We start from the raw sequence: 16,360 nt of genomic DNA, 5'->3' as shown, positions 1-16,360 counted from the left end.
CGGCCGTGTCCATCGTCGAGGACGTCGGCGCCCAGGTCCGCGCCGCCGCCGATGACCTGCCGCTCGCGCAGCTGGCCCTGGCGCTCGAGAAGTTCGGGCTGGCCGCCGAGCGGCTGCGCTGGGTCCGCCAGGAGTCGGCCGACCCGATGGGGGTGCCGGAGCTCTCCGCCGCCACCGAACACGCCGAGACCGCCGGCTACGCGCTACGCGTCGCGCAGGAGCAGCTCTCGGCGTACCTGGCCGCGATCGGGCTGGCCGCCGACGGCTCCCCCGCCCCCAGGCCGCAGGAGCAGCGGCGCCGGCCCGCGCACGACGCGCCGCGCGAGGCGGCCCCCGGGGAGCCGGCGCCGGAGCCGGCCGCCGACGTGACGCCCCGCCGCTGGTGGGCGGTACGGGTGGCCGAGCTGACGGGCGGCCGGGAGGGTGCGCCCGAGCAGCCCGACGAGAGGGTCGACGACGCCCGGGAGCTGCTGCGCCGGGTCGTCGGCGGGGTCCGCGCCGGCGACCGCGACCGGCTGCACACCGAACTGCGTCGTGCGCACGCCGACGTCGGCCTCGGCCTGGCGGCGGTCGCCCCGCCGCTGCTGCGCGAGCTGGCCGGTGAGCTGCTCGGGCACCCGCCGCGCGCCGAGGACCTCGGACGGCTGCACCGCGAGCTGGACGGCCGGGTGCGGGACCTGCTGCCCGGCCTGCCCCCCGCGGTGCTGGACACGCTGCTGACCCGGATCTGCCGGATGCCCCCGCCCCGGCGCGGCGAGGCGGAGCAGCCGCACGCCGCCGACCCGGCCGTCACCGCGGGGGTGCTCACCGGGGTGTTGCTGGCCCGGCTCGGCCGGGACCTGCCCACCGAGGACGAGCGGGCCCGGCAGGCCGAGACGGCCCGGGAGCGACGCGCCGCCGCCGAGCGGGACCGGCAGGCGGAGACCGCCCGCGACCGGGCCGACGACGCCGAGTGGCAGCGACGAGCCGCCGCCGCGAAGGGCCGGGGTGCCGACGCACGGGAGCGGGTCGCGGCGGCACGGGACCGGGCGGAGGCGGCACACGACCAGTCGACCGCGGCCCGGGAGCGGGCGGCGACCGCCGGCCAGGCCGCCCCGAAGCCGGACCGGACGACGACACAAGGCCGGCCCGATCCGACGGCCGACCGGGCGGCGACGCACGGCCGGCCCAGCCCGACGCCGGACCGGGCGGCGGCGCACGGCCGGCCCGGCGGGTTGGCTGGCGGCGCGCCGGCCAACGGTGGCGCACCGGGCAGCGGCGGATCGACGGGCGATGGCGGCGCGTCGGCGGGCCGCGGTGGACCGGCCGCCGACGGTGCCGCCGCGGGACGGCCCGGATCGGCCGGCCGCGTCTGGTCGAGCCCGCCCGCGGGCCGGCCGGCGTCGGGCGGCACCCCCGGCCCGCGCGGGCGGGGCGTCGATGGCTGACCGGCGGAGCCAGCTGGTCACCCGGGCCAGGGGCATGCTGGGCGAGGCCCTCGGCGCCACCCGGACCCGGCTGTCCAGCGCGCAGGCCGAGCTGACCACGGCCCGGGAGCGGCTGGCGAAGGTCCGGCGGGCCGCGTCGGTCGTACCGGAGCGGGTGGGCGCGCAGCGCGACCGGCGGCTGGCCGAGATCGACGATCGGCACGCCGCACGCATCGCGGAGCTGGCCCGGCGGGCGGCGGACGCGGCGCAGCGGGAGGCCCCCGGGGCGGCCTCCGCGGACTGGACGCGGTGGCACCCGACCCCGACCCGGCGGGCCGAACCGCCGGGCGCGCTGCGCATCGGCACGGTACGCATCCCCGGCGCCGAACCGGTGCCGGCGCTGGTGCCGCTGCTCGACGCCGGCCACGTCGAGCTGACCGGGGACGACCGGGAGGGCTGCGACGCGGTGGTGTCGGCGCTGCTGCTGCGCGGCGTCGGGCGCGCCGATCCGGGCGCCGTACGGCTGGTCGGCTACGACCCCGAGCACCTGGGCGGCGGCCTGGCCGGTTTCGCCCCCCTCGGCACGGCCGGGCTGCTCACCTTCGTCGGCCCGGGCGGCTTGGCCCGGCTCCTCGACGACCTGGTGGAGCAGATCCGCCGGATCAACGAGACGGTGCTGGCCGGGGAGTACGTCTCGCTGCGCGAGCTGGCCGCCGCCACCGGTCGCCGGCCCGAGCCGTGGCGGGTGGCGGTGCTGCTGGGCGGGGACGAGCTGTCGCGGCACGAGCGCGGCCAGCTCGACCGGGTGGTCCGCACCGGGGCGGCCTGCGGCGTGCACCTGGTGGTGCGGGGCGTGTCGCTGCCCGAGGATCCCACCGTGACCCGGGTGGGCGCGTACGCCGACGGCGCCCGGATCGGCGGGCCGACCGGCCTGCCCGTACGCCTCGACCCGCCACCCCCGCCGGTCCTGGTCACCGAGACCTGCCGGGAGGTGGCGGCGCGGGTCAACGCCGGCCCCGCCCCGACTCCGTTCACCGACCTGCTGCCGCCGGTGGAGCAGATGTGGCGGGAGGACTCCGCCACCGGGCTGACCGCCCCGATCGGCGAGGGCCCGCACGGCCGGCCGGTGCTGCTCACCCTGGGCGACTACCCGCCGCACGCGTTGATCGGCGGCCCGTCCGGCACCGGCAAGACGAACCTGATCTTCGCCTGGATCGGCGCGCTGGCGGCCCGCTACTCCCCCAGCGAGCTGGAGTTCTACCTGCTGGACTTCAAGGAGGGGGTGTCGTTCGCCCGGTTCGCCAAGGGCCGGCGGGACCCGAGCTGGCTGCCGCACATGCGGCTCGTCGGGATCAACGTCAACACCGACCGGGAGTTCGGCCTGGCGTTGCTGCGCTTCCTCGCCGAGGAGCTGCGGCGGCGGGCCGACGCCGCGAAGAAGCACGAGGTCACCAAGCTCGCGGAGCTGCGCGCGGTCGACCCCACGGGGCACTGGCCGCGGATCGTCGCGGTGGTCGACGAGTTCCAGATGCTGCTGGCCGGGCGGGACGTGGTCGCCCGGGAGGCCGCCGACCTGCTGGAGGACCTGGCCCGGCGCGGCCGGTCCCAGGGCATCCACCTGGTGCTCGCCTCGCAGGACGTACGCGGCATCGAGGCGCTGTGGGGACGGCCGGCCCTGGTCGCGCAGTTCACGTTGCGCATCGCGCTGCCGAAGGCGCTGCGGATCCTCGCCGAGCGCAACGACGCCGCCCAGTCCCTGCCGCGCCACCACGCGGTGGTCAACGCGGAGTCCGGCATGGCGGAGGGCAACCAGGTGGCCCGGATCCCGTCGGCCAGCGACTGGGAGACGTGGAGCGAGTTGCAGCACCGGCTGTGGCGGATGCGCCCGCAGGACGCCGCGCCGGCCCGGCTCTTCGACGGCGACGCGATCCCCCGCCTCGCCGACGCGCCGGACTTCCGGGCGCTGGCCGCGCCGGAGACGGGGCACCCGCGTACGCCGGTCGCGCTGCTCGGCGAGATCATCGACGTGCAGTCCCGCTCGGCGGCGTTGCGGCTGCCCCGGGCTCCCGGCCGCAACCTGGCGGTGCTCGGCACCCGGGTGGACGAGGCGTGCGCGGTGCTCGACGCGGCGGCCCGCTCCCTGGCCCGCCAGCACCGCCCCGGCACGGCCCGGTTCTCGATCGCCTGCCTCGACCCGGACGCCGACCCGGCCGCCCGGTCCCTCTACGAGGATCTCGCCGACGACGCCGCCTGGTACGACGAGGAGACGGTAGGCGAGCTGATGGCCGAGACCGCCGAGGGGCTCGGTGCGCCGGGCATGCCGCACTACCTGCTGCTGTTCGCCGTCGACGCGGCGGCCGGGGCGTTGGCCACGCGGATCGGCCGGCGTACCGGGCTGGAGGAACTGCGCCGGATCCTGCACGACGGGCCGGAGCGGCGCACCCACGTGCTGGCCTGGTGGCGGGGCGTCGCCCGGATGCGGGCCGACCTGGGCGGGCCGGCGGCCCGGACGGACCAGATCGGCGCCTGGGTGGCGCTGGACGCCCACGGCGGCGAGCTGGGTTCGTCGCTGTATCCGGGGACGGGCGGCCCGGACTGGTATCCCCGGCCCTGGCGGGGGCTGTTCTTCGATCGGGCGGTGCACCGCACCGGCCAGGTGATCATTCCCTACGGGCCGGCGCGATGAACGAACCGGTGACCAGTGAGTCGTACGCGGCCCAGATCCGTCGGCTGGCCGAGCTGAGCGCGCGGGTGCGCGTCCAGCGGGCCGAGGCGCACACCTGGCACGCCCAACAGTGCGCGGCGGCCGAGCGGGCCGTCGCCGAGGCGGAGGCCGAACTGCGGCGCGCGGAGCGGGAGCTGGTGGACGCGCGGGAGGAGCAGGAACGGGTGGACGCCGAGGTCGCCGACCTGTGGCAACTGCTGCGCGGCCGGCTAGGCGGCTCGGGTCGCCGGGCGGGCGGGCCACCGGCGCCGGTGCCCGGCGCGACGGGCGACCCTGCTCCGCTGCTGGCCGGCGTGCGGGACCTGCTCAACCGCACCCGCCAGCCGGGTGACCTGCCGGGCTCGGTCAACCCGCTGCTGGCGTTGTGCGGGGTGGCGGGCGCGGTGCTCGCGTACGCCCTCGGTGGCGCGGCCCGGGCGGCGGGCGAGCGGTACGGCGGCGAGCTCGGGGTCGGGCTGCCGGTGCTGGCCCTGGTGGTGACGCTGCTGGGTCCGCTGGTCGGTCTGGTGCCGGCGAAGGTCCTCGCCGACCGTCGGCACGCCGTGCTCGGCCCCCGGCCGATGACCGTCGTGCTCGTCGCCGGGCTGGTGACCACGGTCGCGCTGCTCGTCGCCGGCCGCTGAACCGTGGCTCCGTCGCCGTGCCAGCGCCGGCTGGCCGGCCGCACACGCGGCCGACGGCAGCCGGGGTCGTCGCCCCGCCGCCGAAACGGTGGCCCGCTCAGGCGGGGACCAGCACCGCCTCGCGCAGGAGGCGGCGGGCCAGGGTGATCCGGTCGGTGTCGTCGTCCAGGCCCGGCAGGTCGCCGACCCGGACGGACCCGGCGCCGAGCAGGGCGTGCACGGCCGGCGCGCACGACGCGGGCAGGGTGATCGTGCGGTCGAACAGCACGAGCGCGACCTGGTCGCCCCGAGGGGTGAGCCGCCAGCGCAGGCCGGGTCGCGGGGCGAGCCGGGTGTCGGCGTCCAGGGCCGCCAGCGCGGTGGCCTGGGCCAGGGGTCGGATGGGCGCGGGCCGGGCGGCCGGCCAGGCGCGCTGCCGCAGCCGGGCGGCGACGGCCGCCGGGTCGGCCCGCAGCAGCCAGTCCCGCAGCGCCTCCACCGTCTCGGTCAGCTCCGGCTCGATCGCGTCCGGATCGGCGACGTCGGTGCCGAACGGCAGCGTGGCGCGCAGCCGCGGGTCCTCGGCGGCGAGGGCCAGCAGCTCCTCGACCATGGCGTAGCGGGTCAGCGCCCGGACGCCGACGGTCAGGTGCAGCGAGCTGGACTCCTGGGCCTGCGCGCTGTGCAGCCAACCGCGGGGCAGGTAGAGCGCGTCGCCGGGGGCGAGCACGACGTCCAGCGCGGCGGGCCCGTCGGCGGTGGCGGCGACCTCGTCGGCCCGGCCGCCCCACGGCTGCTTCTCCAGCGGGTCCGGCAGCACCGGCGGGTGGATCCGCCAGTGCTTGCGGCCGTCGACCTGGAGGACGAAGACGTCGTGGGTGTCGTAGTGGGTGGCGAACCCCTGGCTGCCGGCGGGGGTCAGGTAGGCGTTGACCTGCAACGGCTGCCCGACGGCGGTGCCGAGTTCGCGGGTGAAGTCGGTCAGGGCCGGCCAGGTGCGGTGCAGACCCTGCAGGACGAGGGTGGCGCCGCCGGCGTACAGCTCCAGCACCCGCTCGTCGAGGACCTGGTCGGCGATCTCGGCGCCGGCACCACCGCCGCCGGTGAAGCGGGCCGCCGGCACGAGCTGGCCGTCCTTGGCGATGCGCAGGAACGGCGTACGCAGGCCGCGGCGGCTGAGCAGCTCGTCTGCGTCAGCGGGGCTGAGCAGGTCGGTGAAGCCGGCCCGGTTGGGCAGTTCGTCGGCGCGGGAGAGCAGCGGGGTGCGTCCCCAGTGGGCGGCGGCGAACTTCGCCGGCTCGACCGACACGCAGCGGGCGAGCGCGGCCGAGGCCTCGGACGGGACCGCCGGGCGGCCGTCGCCGCCCGGCGGGTCGATGTCGGTCATGGCGGTCCGTCAGGCGCTGCCGTCGGCGCCACCGTCGTGCTGGCCCGGCGTGGCACCGCCGTCGGCGGGACCCTCCGCGCTGCCGTCGGCGCCACCGTCGTGCTGGCCCGGGGTCGCACCGCCGTCGGCGGGACCCTCCGCGCCCTGGTCAGCGCCCTGGTCGGCGCCACGCTCGGCACCGCGATCGGCACCGCCGTCGGCGCCACCGTCCTGCTGGCCCGGGGTCGCGCCGCCGTCGGCCGGGCCCTCGGGGCCGCCACCGCTGCTGGTCTGCATGTCGTCGTCGTTGAGTGCCATCGGTGCTCCCTAGGGATGTGCCGCCCCGCCGTTACGCCGGGGTCCGTCGTGCAGCGGGTGGTACCCCACACGCGATCTTCTCTAACCACACCGTAGACGTCCTTTCCGGTTCACACCGGCGGTTCGCCGTCCCCGGTCAGGGCCGCCAGCAGGCACGTCGCGGCGCGCGGTGCGGGTCCGACGCCGACGGCACCGGGGTTCGCGCCGCCCGGCGCGGCGACGCCGACGGTGACAGGATGGTCCTGTTCGAGCAGGAGGTGGCGATGATCGAGCCGACCGGACCGCGCCCGCTGGAACCGGTGACCGAGCAGTGGCAGCGCGCGCTGGCGATCGTGGCGCACCCCGACGACCTGGAGTTCGGCGCCGCCGCCGCGGTCGCCCGCTGGACGGCGCAGGGCAGACAGGTCGTCTACTGCCTCGTCACCAGCGGCGAGGCAGGCATCGACGCGATGCCCCCGCCGCGGGCCAGGGAGGTGCGGGAGCGGGAGCAACGCGAGTCCGCCGCCCTGGTCGGGGTGGAGACCGTGGAGTTCCTCGGCCTGCCCGACGGCATCCTGGAGTACGGCGTACCGCTGCGTCGCGCCCTGGCCGGGGTCGTCCGCCGGCACCGCCCCGAGATCGTCGTCACCAACAACTTCCGGGACACCTGGGACGGTGCGTACGCCCTCAACCAGGCCGACCACATCGCCACCGGCCGGGCGGTGCTGGACGCCGTCCGCGACGCCGGCAACCGGTGGGTGTTCCCGGAGCAACTCGTCGACGGGATCGGGCCGTGGAACGGGGTGCGCCAGGTCTGGGCCGCCTCCTCGCCCCTCGCCGCACACGGGGTGGACGTCACCGACACCTTCGCGCGGGGCGTGGCCTCGCTGCGGGCGCACGACGCGTACCTGAGCGGGCTGGGCGACGGCAGCTTCGACCCCGAGGAGTTCCTCGAAGGGCTCTGCCGCCCCGTCGGCGCCCGACTGGGCGTCCGTTACGGCACCGCCTTCGAGGTCTTCCACTTCGACCTCTGGTGAGGGACGGCGGATGATCCTGCTCGGCACCTCGGGATGGCAGTACCGCGACTGGCGGGGCCGCTTCTATCCGGCCGGGCTGCCGCAACGGCTCTGGCTGGAGCACTTCGCCGCCCGGTTCGCCACGGTGGAGGTCAACAACGCCTTCTACCGGCTGCCCGAGCGCGACACCTTCGCGGCCTGGCGGGCCCGTACCCCCGACGACTTCTGCGTGGCGGTGAAGATGAGCCGCTACCTCACCCACGTCAAGCGCCTACGCGACCCCGCCGAGCCGGTGGCCCGCTTCCTGGGCCGGGCCACCGCGCTCGGCGACCGGCTCGGCCCCGTGCTGGTGCAACTGCCGCCGAACCTGCCCGCCGACCCGGCGGCGCTGGACGCCACGCTGCGGCTCTTCCCCGCCGAGGTGCGGGTCGCGGTCGAGCCGCGGCACCCGTCATGGTGGACCGACGCCACCCGCGCCGTCCTGGAGCGGCGGCGGGCGGCGCTGGTCTGGGCGGACCGGCTCGGCCGGCCCGTCGCGCCCCGCTGGCGTACCGCAGACTTCGGCTACCTGCGGCTGCACGAGGGACGGGCCAAGCCCTGGCCCCGCTACGGCCGCACGTCGCTGGCCTCCTGGGTGCGCCGGCTGGCCGACGCGTTCGGCGACGACGAGCCCGCGTACGTCTACTTCAACAACGACCCGGGCGGCGCCGCCATCGTCGACGCGACCGCCTTCGCCGCGCTCGCCCGCCGGGCCGGCCGGTCGGTCAGCCGCGTACCCGGGACGCCCCCGGCCCTCGACGACGAGGACGAGGGAGAAGTGGCGCCGAGCGGGCCGGCGTGAACGGCGCGCGGTCCGCTCCGCCAGGGGCGGAGCGGACCGTCGCGGACGTGCGGCGCGTCAGGGAAGGATGTTCGCCATGTCCCGGGGCATCGTGGCCTTCACGTCCTCCCACTCGCCCTGGGTCACGTGGCGGCGCAGGGTGTCCAGCACCACCTGCACCACGCGCTCCGGGCCGCCCTCGACGTCGTACGGGAAGCCCTGCCGGACCTCCAGCAGGAAGTCGTCCCGGTTGAGCTTGATCGGCACGTCCGACGGCTTCCAGCCGTCGAAGTAGATCCCGCGCACCAGCACCGGGAGCTGCGCGGCGAACTCCACGCTCTCCTGCACCGGCATCCGGTCGCGCAGCAGGTGCAGCACCGTGCGCAGCGCGCAGTAGGACTGGTTGCGTTGCTCCTTGGGCCAGCCGTAGGCCTGCTCGATGTCCTTGAGGATGATGTTGGTCTTGTCCATCGAGGACTCGAACGCGGAATGCAGCTGCTCAGCCATCTGTCCACCCCCGTACGTCGGTCTCCCACCGTCGGTCGTCGTCACGTCGCGGCGGCCCCACCGGGCCGCGCGGCTGCCGGGTCGGACCGACCCGGGCGGGGCGCGGCGCCCACCGGGCGTCGGGGGACGACCCGACGACGTGCAGCACGGGGCCGCGTCGTCGACCCGGGACCACCCGAACCGTCATCTCCACCCACCTCCGTGGTGTCGCCTGCCGCGGCCACGGTCGGCCGCACACACCGTCCATGCTGCGTGGCGCCGGGGTGAGCGGCCCTCACCCCGACGGAGTGAACCGCCCGGCTCAGTCCGCGTCGAGCAGCCCGGCGAGGGTCGCGGCGTTGGTCTGCGCGAAGTCGCGGTAGCAGTTGTTGAAGAGGACGTGGGTCTGCCCGGTCGAGTCGGCCAGCTCGCGCAGCTTCGGCGCCCAGTCGCGCAGCTCCCGGTCGGCGTAGCGGTAGCCGAACTTCTCGTGGATGTCCTTGCTGGTCCACTTGTCGCTGTGCCCGTGGAAGCGGACCACCGCGAGGTCCGCGGTGGCGGCCAACACCGGGGGCACCGACGAGCGGTGCCCCTGCGGCATGTCCACGCAGACGTACGCCAGCCGGTGCTCGCGCAGGAAGGCGAGGGTCTCGTCGGCGTTGTCGCCGTCGAACCAGGAGGCGTGCCGGAACTCGTAGACCGGGCGCAGCGGGGCGCAGCGCTTCGCCACCTCCAGCAGGTACTGCTTGTTGTCGCGCCTGATGGTGAACCAGGGTGGGAACTGGAACAGCAGCGCGCCGAGCTTGCCCGCCTCGACCAGCGGGTCCAGCGCGGCGAGGAAGCGCGTCCACACCTCCTCGTACGCCTGCGGCGGCAGGTCGTCCGGGTACAGGTTCTTCTTCCCCGTGTCCGGCCGGAGGTCCTTGTAGAGCGCGCCGACCCGGGTCGGGTGCCCGGTGAGCAGGCTGAACGCCTTGACGTTGAAGGTGAAGCCGGCCGGGGTGCGCTCGGCCCACAGCCTCGCCGTCCGCTCGGCGGGCGGCGAGTAGTAGGTGGCGTCGACCTCGACCAGCGGGAACTGGCGGGCGTAGTACGCCAGCCGCTTCTCCGGGGTGTCGGCGGTCTGCGGATACCAGCCGGAGTCCAACAAGGTCCGGTCGGTCCAGGAGGCGGTGCCGACCTTGATCTCACCCATCGGTCGACCTCGCCGCGGTCCGGACCGACCGGCAACCGCTGGCGGGGATCAGGCCGCCCGACGTTCCCGGTTCTGCTTGCACTGCACGCAGGTGGTGGCGGAGGGGAAGATCTCCAGCCGCTCGACGGGGATCGCCGAGGTGCAGCCCTCGCAGAAGCCGTAGGTGCCCTCCTCCAGCCGGGTGAGGGCGTGCTCGTACTGGGCGCGGCGGTCGAGGATGGTCCGCAGCAGGGACTGCGCGGTGTCCCGCTCCGCCGTCTTGGTGCCGCTGTCGGCCTGGTCGTCACCGGCGGTGTCACCCACCTCCACCAGTCGCAGCACCTGGCTCTGCAGCACCGCCTGCTCGTACTCCGCGGACAGCTCGTCGTAGCGGGCCTGCAGGGAGCGCCGGATCTGGTCGATCTCCGCCTGGGATCGGCCCGTACCGATCGTGTCGTGGACGAGCATCGCTGCCTGCCTTTCTGGCCTGGAAGATCCGCCGGGGCACCGGGTAGGTGCGCCCGGCGCCGTGGTGGTCTGCGCGCGGGCGGATCACCCGCGCTCTGTGAGCCGGGCGAATACCCCGGCACGTCGACCGTCAAACCGACGACTTTTCGCCGTGTCACGGCGTCAGGGCGACACCGGGGACTCCACCAGCGCCGGATGCCGGGGATCGTCGGCACGGACCACGACGTCGGCGAAGGAGGCCGGTGCGACCTCGTCGGCGTACCGGGCGAAGGCGGGCAGCGTCCACCGCTGCGCGGGGTCGGTGCGCCGGTCCAGGGCTGCCGGGGAGAGCACCAGGTGGACCGTGACGTCGAAGGGCAGGCCCCCGCCGAGCAGCAGTGCCCCGCTGACCAGCACGACTCCCCCGGGCGGCAGGTCGACGTACGCGGCGCGGCTGGCCCGGTCTGTGGTGGCGTCCCACAGCGAGGGCAGCACCCGTCCCGAGCCGCCGGGCCCCGCCGGGTCGAGCACCTCCCGCCGCAGCCCCGGCTCGTCGACCCAGCCCTCGTAGAACGCGTCGGGGTTGGTCCGGCCGAACTCGAGGCGCACCGACGCGGGGCGGAGGAAGTCGGCGGCGCGTACGTGCAGCACGGGCCGACCGAGCGCGCGCAGCGGGTCGACCAGCGCGGCGGCGAGTTCGTCCGGGCCGGCCGCCGGGGCGCCGTCGACGGCCACCCGCAGCCGGCCGGGGGCGTCGGTGCCGGCGAGGCGCTCGGTCAGCTCGGCGACGAGCAGCTCCGGGGAGATGGGTCGGATCCGCATCCGACCATGGTGCCCCGCCGGCCGCCCCGGACGGGGCGCGGCGGCCGGCGCCCGCGCGGTCGGTGCTCGTAAGGCCAGTGCTCGCGCGGCCGAACGCGCGCGGTGGACGGTGCTCGCGCCGTGGACGGTGCTCGCGCGGTGGGCGGCGTCAGCCGTTGCGGTCGATGGTGACGCGGGCGTCGTCGGCGAGCCGGTAGCCGACGCCGTAGACGGTGGTGACCAGCGGGACGTCGACGCCGACCTTGCCACGCAGCCGACGGACGTGCACGTCCACGGTACGCACGCCGGCGTGCTCGTAGCCCCAGACCGCGTTGAGCAGCTGCAACCGGGTGAAGACCCGGCGGGGGTGGGCGACGAGGTGCAGCAGCAGGTCGAACTCCAGCCGGGTCAGGGGCAACGGCTCGCCGTCGCGCAGCACCGACCGGGACGAGGCGAGGATGTGCAGGGTCGGGATGGTGGCGGCGACCGGGCGCGACGGCGCGCGGCCGGCGGGCACCGGGTCGGGGCGGCGTTCGACGGTGGCGGTGATGACGGTGCCCTCGCCGCGTTCCAGCATCTCCCGGGCGGCCTCCAGCAGCCGTCGGGCGGGCGCGGTCAGCGACTCCTCGGATGCCAACGGGATGTTCAGGGTCACCGTGAGCATCGGTGCGGCGGTGTTGGCGGGGCGACGCTGGCCCCCCGGGGGTCGTCCGGGAACAGCGGGCTGGGACGTATGCCATCCGGCGCGCGACGAGGCGGGGCTGACCGACATGGTCCTCCTTGGCTGGTCCGGGTATCTCCCCACGGCCCGGGACGCCGCTCCATCGATGCTTCCCGGCGCCCGGGCGAGGGTCAAGGGGCGGCTGCGTTGCATGAATGTGACAATTGACGAACGCATCGGAGCCGGATGCTCGCTCTGCGTACGAAGCCTGATGATTACAGCAGAGCCGCCGGGTTGACCCGATAGGGGGGTGCCCGCCCGGTTCACGGTGGTCGGCGCGGGTGCGCCGGGAATGGATCAGCGTGGATCGCGTCGGCCCTCCGGACGGCCGTGGGCACGCGACCGGGGTGCCGCGCGGCGTACCGGCGACGGGACACTGCGGACGCGGACGCGGCGGCGCGGCGCGCCCAAGGCCGGGCACGCCGCGCGGGTGGCGCCGTCAGCGACTGCGCTCGATCTCGATCCGTGCCTCGTCGGCGAGGCGGTAGCCCACGCCGTAGACGGTGGTCACCACCGGCATGTCCTGGTCGAGCTTGGCGCGCAGCCGGCGGACGTGCACGTCGACGGTGCGCGCCACCGCGTGCTCGTAGCCCCACACCCGGCTCAGCAGCTGGAGCCGGGTGAACACCCGGCGGGGCTGCTCCGCCAGGAACAGCAGCAGGTCGTACTCGATGCGGGTCAGCGGGATCACGCGGGAGCCCTGGTGGACCACCCGCGAGCCGGTGGCGATCCGGATCGCCTGGGGGTCCACGACGGCCGGCACCGGCCGGGGCGCCGCCGGCCGGTCCTCGGCGACGCCGGGACCCAGCCGCCCCTCCCCCGACTCGGCGAGTTCGCCGATCAGCTCCAGCAGCCGGGCCAGGCGGGGGCTCACCGGCCCCGGGACGAGGTCGAGGGTGATGGTGACGGTCGGGGCGGAGCGCGGTCGGACCGCTCCGATCCGCTCGGGGCGCGCGGTCGAGTGGTGTCGGGTGGGGATGGCGACGACGGACATGGAGCCTCCTGGGCGGCGGTGCCGCCACGCCCGGTGGAGCGTGACGGTCAGGACGGCGCCCGACCGGCGGTCACCGGGGGCGCGGGGGTGGACGTGGGCTGCGGCGGGGTGGGGCCGAGCACGGGCAGGCCGGCGAGCCGCCAGGCGACGAAGCCGCCGACGACGTCCGTGGCGTGGCGCAGCCCGAGATCCTGGAGGGCGGCGGCGGCCAGCGAGGAGGTGTAGCCCTCCTGACAGATGACCATCACCCGCAGGTCGTAGCCGACGGCCTGCGGCAGCCGGGCCGGACAGCGGGGGTCGAACCGCCACTCCAGCACGTTGCGCTCGATCACCAGCGAGCCCGGCACGGTGCCGTGGGCGGCCCGCTGGGCGGCCGGGCGGATGTCCACCAGCAGGGCCCCGCCCCGGTGCGCCAGGTGTGCGCGCTCCGGGTCCAGCCGGTCCAGCCGCACCCGGGCGGCGGCCAGGATCTCGTCGATGCCCCGGGAGCCCGGCGGCGCCACCGGGGCCGGACACGCGTGCGGGTCGTCGGTCTGCGGCATGGTCGTTCCCTCCACTGGTTGCTGGCGGTGCACGTACGACGGCGGGCCGCCGGCGCGGGGCGGGCGGCGCGCAGGGGGTCGCGGGCGGCCCGGGCGCGACGGCGCCGCGCTCACCAGGCCACCCCGGCCTCGGCCACCTCGGCGACGCGCAGCCGGCCGTCGGTGAGCCGGTAGCTGGTCATCCGGCGCAGTGCGGGCCGGTAGACGTGGACGCTCACCGCCGGCTCGTCGTCCCGGTTGGACACCAGGTGCACGTGCCGCGGGCCGAAGCGACGCCCGGACCCGGCCGGCAGCCGGTGCGGGCGGAGCACGCCCCCGCCGACCGTCTCCTCGGTCAGGACTCCGGAGACGACCAGGAACGCGCCGCCGCAGCCACCGTGGTCGTGCAGATCGGTGCCCTGGCCGGGCAGCCAGCTCAGCGCCCACACCTCGTGGTCGGTCTCGTGCGCGAGCCGGGCGTACCAGCGGGAGACCGGGTCGAAGCGCAGCGGCACCGGCCAGCGGGCGGGGTCGGCGGCCCACCGCCGGGCGGTGGCGAGCAGGTCGGGTGGGCGTCGGTCGGGCATGGCGGTCCTCGCGGTTCGGCGGCGCGTCGACCAAGCATAGGCTGCAAACCCTATTGGTTTAGTAGGCATTCCCAGAGGCTGGGACGCGGCAGCGGCGGACCGGCGGATCCACCCGGCAGGCCGGCCGAGCAACGCACCAGGGGAGCGTCCGACTAACCTGGACCGGTGAGTGAGGAACTCGACGCGGAGACGCTGGCGTTCGCGCACCGGATGTTCGACCTGGCCCGCGACGGGGCCACCGCCGAACTCGCCGACTACGTCGACGCGGGGCTGCCAATCGACCTGACCAATGACAAGGGCGACACCCTGCTGATCCTCGCGGCGTACCACGCCCACGCCGAGACCGTCGCCGCGCTGCTCGCCCGCGGTGCCGACCACTCCCGGACCAACGACCGGGGCCAGACGGCGCTGGCCGCCGCCACCTTCCGCAGCAGCGCCGAGGCCGTCCGGGCGCTGCTCGCCGCCGGGGCCGACCCGCACCACGGCAACCCGTCGGCGGTGGAGACCGCCCGCTTCTTCGACCTGCCCGAGATGCTCTCGCTGCTGGCCGCGCCGACCGGCTGACGCCGACGCCCGGCGCATCCGGTCCGCGCCCGGTATACAGGGTCGGTGGAGGATCCGCTGCCCGAACAGATGCGCACCGCCGCCACGGCGCTGCTGGCCGCGCTTGACGAACCCGCCCGCGCCCAGGCCGCCCACCGGTTCGACGACGAGGCGGCCCGCCGCTGGCTCGAGTACCGGCCGCGACCCCGGCCCGGGGTCTGCCTGGCCGACCTCGACCGCGCCGGGCGCAAGGCCGCGCACCGGCTGCTGGCCACCGCGCTGAGCCCACCGGCGTACGCCCAGGCGATGGCCATCGTCGCGCTGGAGGAGGTGCTGGACCGGGCGGAGGGATGGCGCCGGGGCCGGCACAGCGGCGACTACTGGGTGGCAGTCTTCGGCGACCCGGCCCGCGACGACGCCTGGGCGTGGCGCCTGGAGGGGCACCACCTCTCGGTGAGCATGACCGTGGTGGCCGACCAGGTCTCCCCCGCGCCGATCTTCCTCGGCGCCAACCCGGCCACCGTCCGGTACGCCGGCCGCCCGGTCTCCCGGCCGCTGGGCGTGGAGGAGGACCTGGCCCGCGCCCTGCTCGACGCGATGGGCCCGGCGGGCCGGACGGCGGCGATCGTCGCCGACGAGGCGCCCGGGGACATCATCAGCGCCACCCGCGCCCGGGTGGACGGGCCGCTGGAGCCGCTCGGGGTGCCCGCCGACCGGCTCGGGCCCACCGGGCGGGCCCTGCTGGACCAGCTCGTGGCGCTCTACCTGGACCGGCTCCCACCCGAGCTGGCGGTCCGGGAGGCGCGCCGGCTGGACTCCGGGCAGCTGCACTTCGCCTGGGCCGGCCCGACGGCGCCCGGCCGGCGCCACTACTACCGCGTGCAGGGCGACGACCTGCTCATCGAGTACGACAACACCACCGACGACGGCAACCACGCGCACACCGTCCTGCGCCGCCCGGCCAGCGACTTCGGCGCGGACGTCCTCGCCGCCCACCACGCCGAATCCCACCCCCACCCCCGCTAGCCCCTCTCCCCCGCTAGCTGCCCCCAGCACCGCCCCGCCCACCCCCAGCCTCGTCGATCATGCAGTTGTAGCGCCCCGCGAAAGGGGCGAACAGTCCTCAACCGGCCACCACAGCTGCATGATCGGCGCCGCCGGGGCGGGCGGGGCGGGGCGGACGGAGCGGGGCGGGGCGGGCAGGGGTGGGGGGTCAGGGGCGGTGGTGGGCCAGGTCGACGGTGGCGTCGGAGGCGCTGGAGAGCGCGTCGAAGGTGGTGGGCTCGGCCCGGCGACCGGCGTCGAAGCGGCGTACCAGCCGGGCGCCCAACGCGACGCCGACGGCGCCGATGCCCAGGGCCACCAGCTCGGTGAGCAGCAGCACGACGGAGGCGCCCCGCTGCGGCGCGTCCGCGCGGACGAGGCAGGAGATCAGGAACAGCGCGGCCATCGCCACGTTCACCAGGTTGAAGGTGACCGCCGTGCGCCGGGTCCGGTCGACCGGCACGTCCCACAGGTCGATCATGCCGGCCACGGCGGTCAGCGCGGCGGCGACCAGGGCGGCCACGGACGTCCAGTAGCCCACCTCACCGAGGAAGGCCGGCCCGCCGAGCACGTCGGTCAGGTCGAACACGGTCGCGCTCACGAAGAGCCCGAACGGGAACGTCACCAGCATCGGTTGGATCGGGTGCCCCTGCACCCGCAGCCGGCTCTGCATGGTTCCTCCCCAGGTAGGCACACGTCACCAGTCCAGGGTGCTACCCGGGCGCCCGTACGCCGAAACGACACGCGGCCCGCCGGCCACCAGCGTCACGCAGGTCCCGATGGTCACGCCGGCCACGAAGGGCCCGCGGC

18 protein-coding genes are annotated in these 16,360 nt (G+C 76.1%); 7 read left to right on the top strand and 11 right to left on the bottom strand.

Annotation, left to right across the window (positions count from 1 at the left end; genetic code table 11):
* Positions 1 to 5 precede the first annotated feature (5 nt).
* The 3 genes from ACLQ20_RS09455 to ACLQ20_RS09445 are packed head-to-tail and all read left to right on the top strand — an operon-like array spanning position 6 to position 4,754.
* The gene (locus tag ACLQ20_RS09455; protein WP_425855041.1) at positions 6 to 1,427 is read left to right on the top strand and encodes a hypothetical protein; all 1,422 of its coding nucleotides are present in this window, start codon (positions 6 to 8) and stop codon (positions 1,425 to 1,427) included.
* Positions 1,420 to 4,092: an FtsK/SpoIIIE domain-containing protein gene (locus ACLQ20_RS09450; protein ID WP_425855039.1), complete on the top strand. Its 2,673-nt coding sequence runs from the start codon at positions 1,420 to 1,422 to the stop codon at positions 4,090 to 4,092. Before ACLQ20_RS09455 ends, ACLQ20_RS09450 begins: the two co-directional genes overlap by 8 nt.
* Positions 4,089 to 4,754 carry a hypothetical protein gene (locus ACLQ20_RS09445; protein WP_151454311.1) on the top strand — a complete coding sequence of 222 codons (666 nt, stop codon included), beginning with the start codon at positions 4,089 to 4,091 and terminating at the stop codon, positions 4,752 to 4,754. Before ACLQ20_RS09450 ends, ACLQ20_RS09445 begins: the two co-directional genes overlap by 4 nt.
* A gap of 97 nt (positions 4,755 to 4,851) precedes the next feature.
* Here ACLQ20_RS09445 and ACLQ20_RS09440 read toward each other — a convergent pair whose 3' ends face one another.
* Together ACLQ20_RS09440 and ACLQ20_RS09435 are read right to left on the bottom strand one after the other, a co-directional pair.
* On the bottom strand, positions 4,852 to 6,120 hold the full coding sequence (locus ACLQ20_RS09440; protein ID WP_151454312.1) for a cupin domain-containing protein: 1,269 nt from the start codon (positions 6,118 to 6,120) through the stop codon (positions 4,852 to 4,854).
* 9 nt (positions 6,121 to 6,129) lie between these two features.
* Complete coding sequence (locus ACLQ20_RS09435; RefSeq protein ID WP_151454313.1) at positions 6,130 to 6,417, bottom strand: hypothetical protein; 288 nt, start codon at positions 6,415 to 6,417, stop codon at positions 6,130 to 6,132.
* A 236-nt stretch (positions 6,418 to 6,653) separates the two neighbouring features.
* Here ACLQ20_RS09435 and ACLQ20_RS09430 point away from each other — a divergent pair, with 236 nt between their 5' ends.
* Both ACLQ20_RS09430 and ACLQ20_RS09425 read left to right on the top strand, forming a co-directional pair.
* Positions 6,654 to 7,433: a PIG-L deacetylase family protein gene (locus ACLQ20_RS09430; RefSeq protein ID WP_327028141.1), complete on the top strand. Its 780-nt coding sequence runs from the start codon at positions 6,654 to 6,656 to the stop codon at positions 7,431 to 7,433.
* Positions 7,434 to 7,443: 10 nt separating this feature from the next.
* Complete coding sequence (locus tag ACLQ20_RS09425) at positions 7,444 to 8,253, top strand: DUF72 domain-containing protein (protein WP_358119675.1); 810 nt, start codon at positions 7,444 to 7,446, stop codon at positions 8,251 to 8,253.
* A gap of 57 nt (positions 8,254 to 8,310) precedes the next feature.
* Here ACLQ20_RS09425 and ACLQ20_RS09420 read toward each other — a convergent pair whose 3' ends face one another.
* From ACLQ20_RS09420 to ACLQ20_RS09385, 8 genes are all read right to left on the bottom strand, one after another.
* A complete protein-coding gene (locus tag ACLQ20_RS09420) occupies positions 8,311 to 8,739 on the bottom strand; it encodes a DUF2267 domain-containing protein (protein WP_151454315.1) in 429 nt (142 codons plus the stop codon).
* Positions 8,740 to 9,040: 301 nt separating this feature from the next.
* The gene (locus ACLQ20_RS09415; protein ID WP_425855036.1) at positions 9,041 to 9,913 is read right to left on the bottom strand and encodes a DUF72 domain-containing protein; all 873 of its coding nucleotides are present in this window, start codon (positions 9,911 to 9,913) and stop codon (positions 9,041 to 9,043) included.
* Between the two features lie 48 nt (positions 9,914 to 9,961).
* Positions 9,962 to 10,360: a TraR/DksA family transcriptional regulator gene (locus ACLQ20_RS09410; protein ID WP_089000644.1), complete on the bottom strand. Its 399-nt coding sequence runs from the start codon at positions 10,358 to 10,360 to the stop codon at positions 9,962 to 9,964.
* Positions 10,361 to 10,522: 162 nt separating this feature from the next.
* Positions 10,523 to 11,161, bottom strand: a complete 639-nt coding sequence (locus tag ACLQ20_RS09405) for a uridine kinase (RefSeq protein WP_132237939.1) — start codon at positions 11,159 to 11,161, stop codon at positions 10,523 to 10,525.
* Between the two features lie 148 nt (positions 11,162 to 11,309).
* Positions 11,310 to 11,912, bottom strand: a complete 603-nt coding sequence (locus tag ACLQ20_RS09400; RefSeq protein ID WP_151454317.1) for a winged helix-turn-helix domain-containing protein — start codon at positions 11,910 to 11,912, stop codon at positions 11,310 to 11,312.
* A gap of 388 nt (positions 11,913 to 12,300) precedes the next feature.
* Positions 12,301 to 12,855, bottom strand: coding sequence for a winged helix-turn-helix domain-containing protein (locus tag ACLQ20_RS09395; protein WP_425855033.1), 555 nt, complete (start codon positions 12,853 to 12,855; stop codon positions 12,301 to 12,303).
* Positions 12,856 to 12,902: 47 nt separating this feature from the next.
* The gene (locus tag ACLQ20_RS09390) at positions 12,903 to 13,397 is read right to left on the bottom strand and encodes a rhodanese-like domain-containing protein (protein ID WP_327028137.1); all 495 of its coding nucleotides are present in this window, start codon (positions 13,395 to 13,397) and stop codon (positions 12,903 to 12,905) included.
* Between the two features lie 110 nt (positions 13,398 to 13,507).
* Positions 13,508 to 13,963 (bottom strand): cysteine dioxygenase, encoded by a 456-nt coding sequence (locus tag ACLQ20_RS09385; protein WP_151457758.1) that lies wholly within the window; start codon positions 13,961 to 13,963, stop codon positions 13,508 to 13,510.
* A 165-nt stretch (positions 13,964 to 14,128) separates the two neighbouring features.
* Here ACLQ20_RS09385 and ACLQ20_RS09380 point away from each other — a divergent pair, with 165 nt between their 5' ends.
* Entirely contained in the window at positions 14,129 to 14,527 is a 399-nt protein-coding gene (locus tag ACLQ20_RS09380; RefSeq protein WP_151457759.1) for an ankyrin repeat domain-containing protein, read from the top strand.
* A 45-nt stretch (positions 14,528 to 14,572) separates the two neighbouring features.
* On the top strand, positions 14,573 to 15,532 hold the full coding sequence (locus ACLQ20_RS09375; protein ID WP_358119691.1) for a DUF3500 domain-containing protein: 960 nt from the start codon (positions 14,573 to 14,575) through the stop codon (positions 15,530 to 15,532).
* Positions 15,533 to 15,719: 187 nt separating this feature from the next.
* On the opposite strand, the gene ACLQ20_RS09370 is transcribed toward ACLQ20_RS09375, so the two are convergent.
* A complete protein-coding gene (locus ACLQ20_RS09370; protein WP_425855031.1) occupies positions 15,720 to 16,223 on the bottom strand; it encodes a DUF2231 domain-containing protein in 504 nt (167 codons plus the stop codon).
* Between the last annotated feature and the right edge of the window lie 137 nt (positions 16,224 to 16,360).

This window comes from Micromonospora sp. DT46 (genome assembly GCF_049841735.1).
GTDB classification, from domain to species: Bacteria; Actinomycetota; Actinomycetes; order Mycobacteriales; family Micromonosporaceae; genus Micromonospora; species Micromonospora reichwaldensis.
The sequence above is the reverse complement of the archived record's forward strand: the minus strand, read 5'-3'. Positions and strand labels throughout refer to the sequence as shown.

Excerpts from the sequence above, each read along its gene's own strand:
- ACLQ20_RS09450 (WP_425855039.1), top strand. The coding sequence starts at position 1,420 with ATGGCTGACCGGCGGAGCCAGCTGGTCACCCGGGCCAGGGGCATGCTG.
- ACLQ20_RS09445 (WP_151454311.1), top strand. The coding sequence starts at position 4,089 with ATGAACGAACCGGTGACCAGTGAGTCGTACGCGGCCCAGATCCGTCGG.
- ACLQ20_RS09440 (WP_151454312.1), bottom strand. The coding sequence starts at position 6,120 with ATGACCGACATCGACCCGCCGGGCGGCGACGGCCGCCCGGCGGTCCCG.
- ACLQ20_RS09435 (WP_151454313.1), bottom strand. The coding sequence starts at position 6,417 with ATGGCACTCAACGACGACGACATGCAGACCAGCAGCGGTGGCGGCCCC.
- ACLQ20_RS09430 (WP_327028141.1), top strand. The coding sequence starts at position 6,654 with ATGGTCCTGTTCGAGCAGGAGGTGGCGATGATCGAGCCGACCGGACCG.
- ACLQ20_RS09425 (WP_358119675.1), top strand. The coding sequence starts at position 7,444 with ATGATCCTGCTCGGCACCTCGGGATGGCAGTACCGCGACTGGCGGGGC.
- ACLQ20_RS09420 (WP_151454315.1), bottom strand. The coding sequence starts at position 8,739 with ATGGCTGAGCAGCTGCATTCCGCGTTCGAGTCCTCGATGGACAAGACC.
- ACLQ20_RS09415 (WP_425855036.1), bottom strand. The coding sequence starts at position 9,913 with ATGGGTGAGATCAAGGTCGGCACCGCCTCCTGGACCGACCGGACCTTG.
- ACLQ20_RS09410 (WP_089000644.1), bottom strand. The coding sequence starts at position 10,360 with ATGCTCGTCCACGACACGATCGGTACGGGCCGATCCCAGGCGGAGATC.
- ACLQ20_RS09405 (WP_132237939.1), bottom strand. The coding sequence starts at position 11,161 with ATGCGGATCCGACCCATCTCCCCGGAGCTGCTCGTCGCCGAGCTGACC.
- ACLQ20_RS09400 (WP_151454317.1), bottom strand. The coding sequence starts at position 11,912 with ATGTCGGTCAGCCCCGCCTCGTCGCGCGCCGGATGGCATACGTCCCAG.
- ACLQ20_RS09395 (WP_425855033.1), bottom strand. The coding sequence starts at position 12,855 with ATGTCCGTCGTCGCCATCCCCACCCGACACCACTCGACCGCGCGCCCC.
- ACLQ20_RS09390 (WP_327028137.1), bottom strand. The coding sequence starts at position 13,397 with ATGCCGCAGACCGACGACCCGCACGCGTGTCCGGCCCCGGTGGCGCCG.
- ACLQ20_RS09385 (WP_151457758.1), bottom strand. The coding sequence starts at position 13,963 with ATGCCCGACCGACGCCCACCCGACCTGCTCGCCACCGCCCGGCGGTGG.
- ACLQ20_RS09370 (WP_425855031.1), bottom strand. The coding sequence starts at position 16,223 with ATGCAGAGCCGGCTGCGGGTGCAGGGGCACCCGATCCAACCGATGCTG.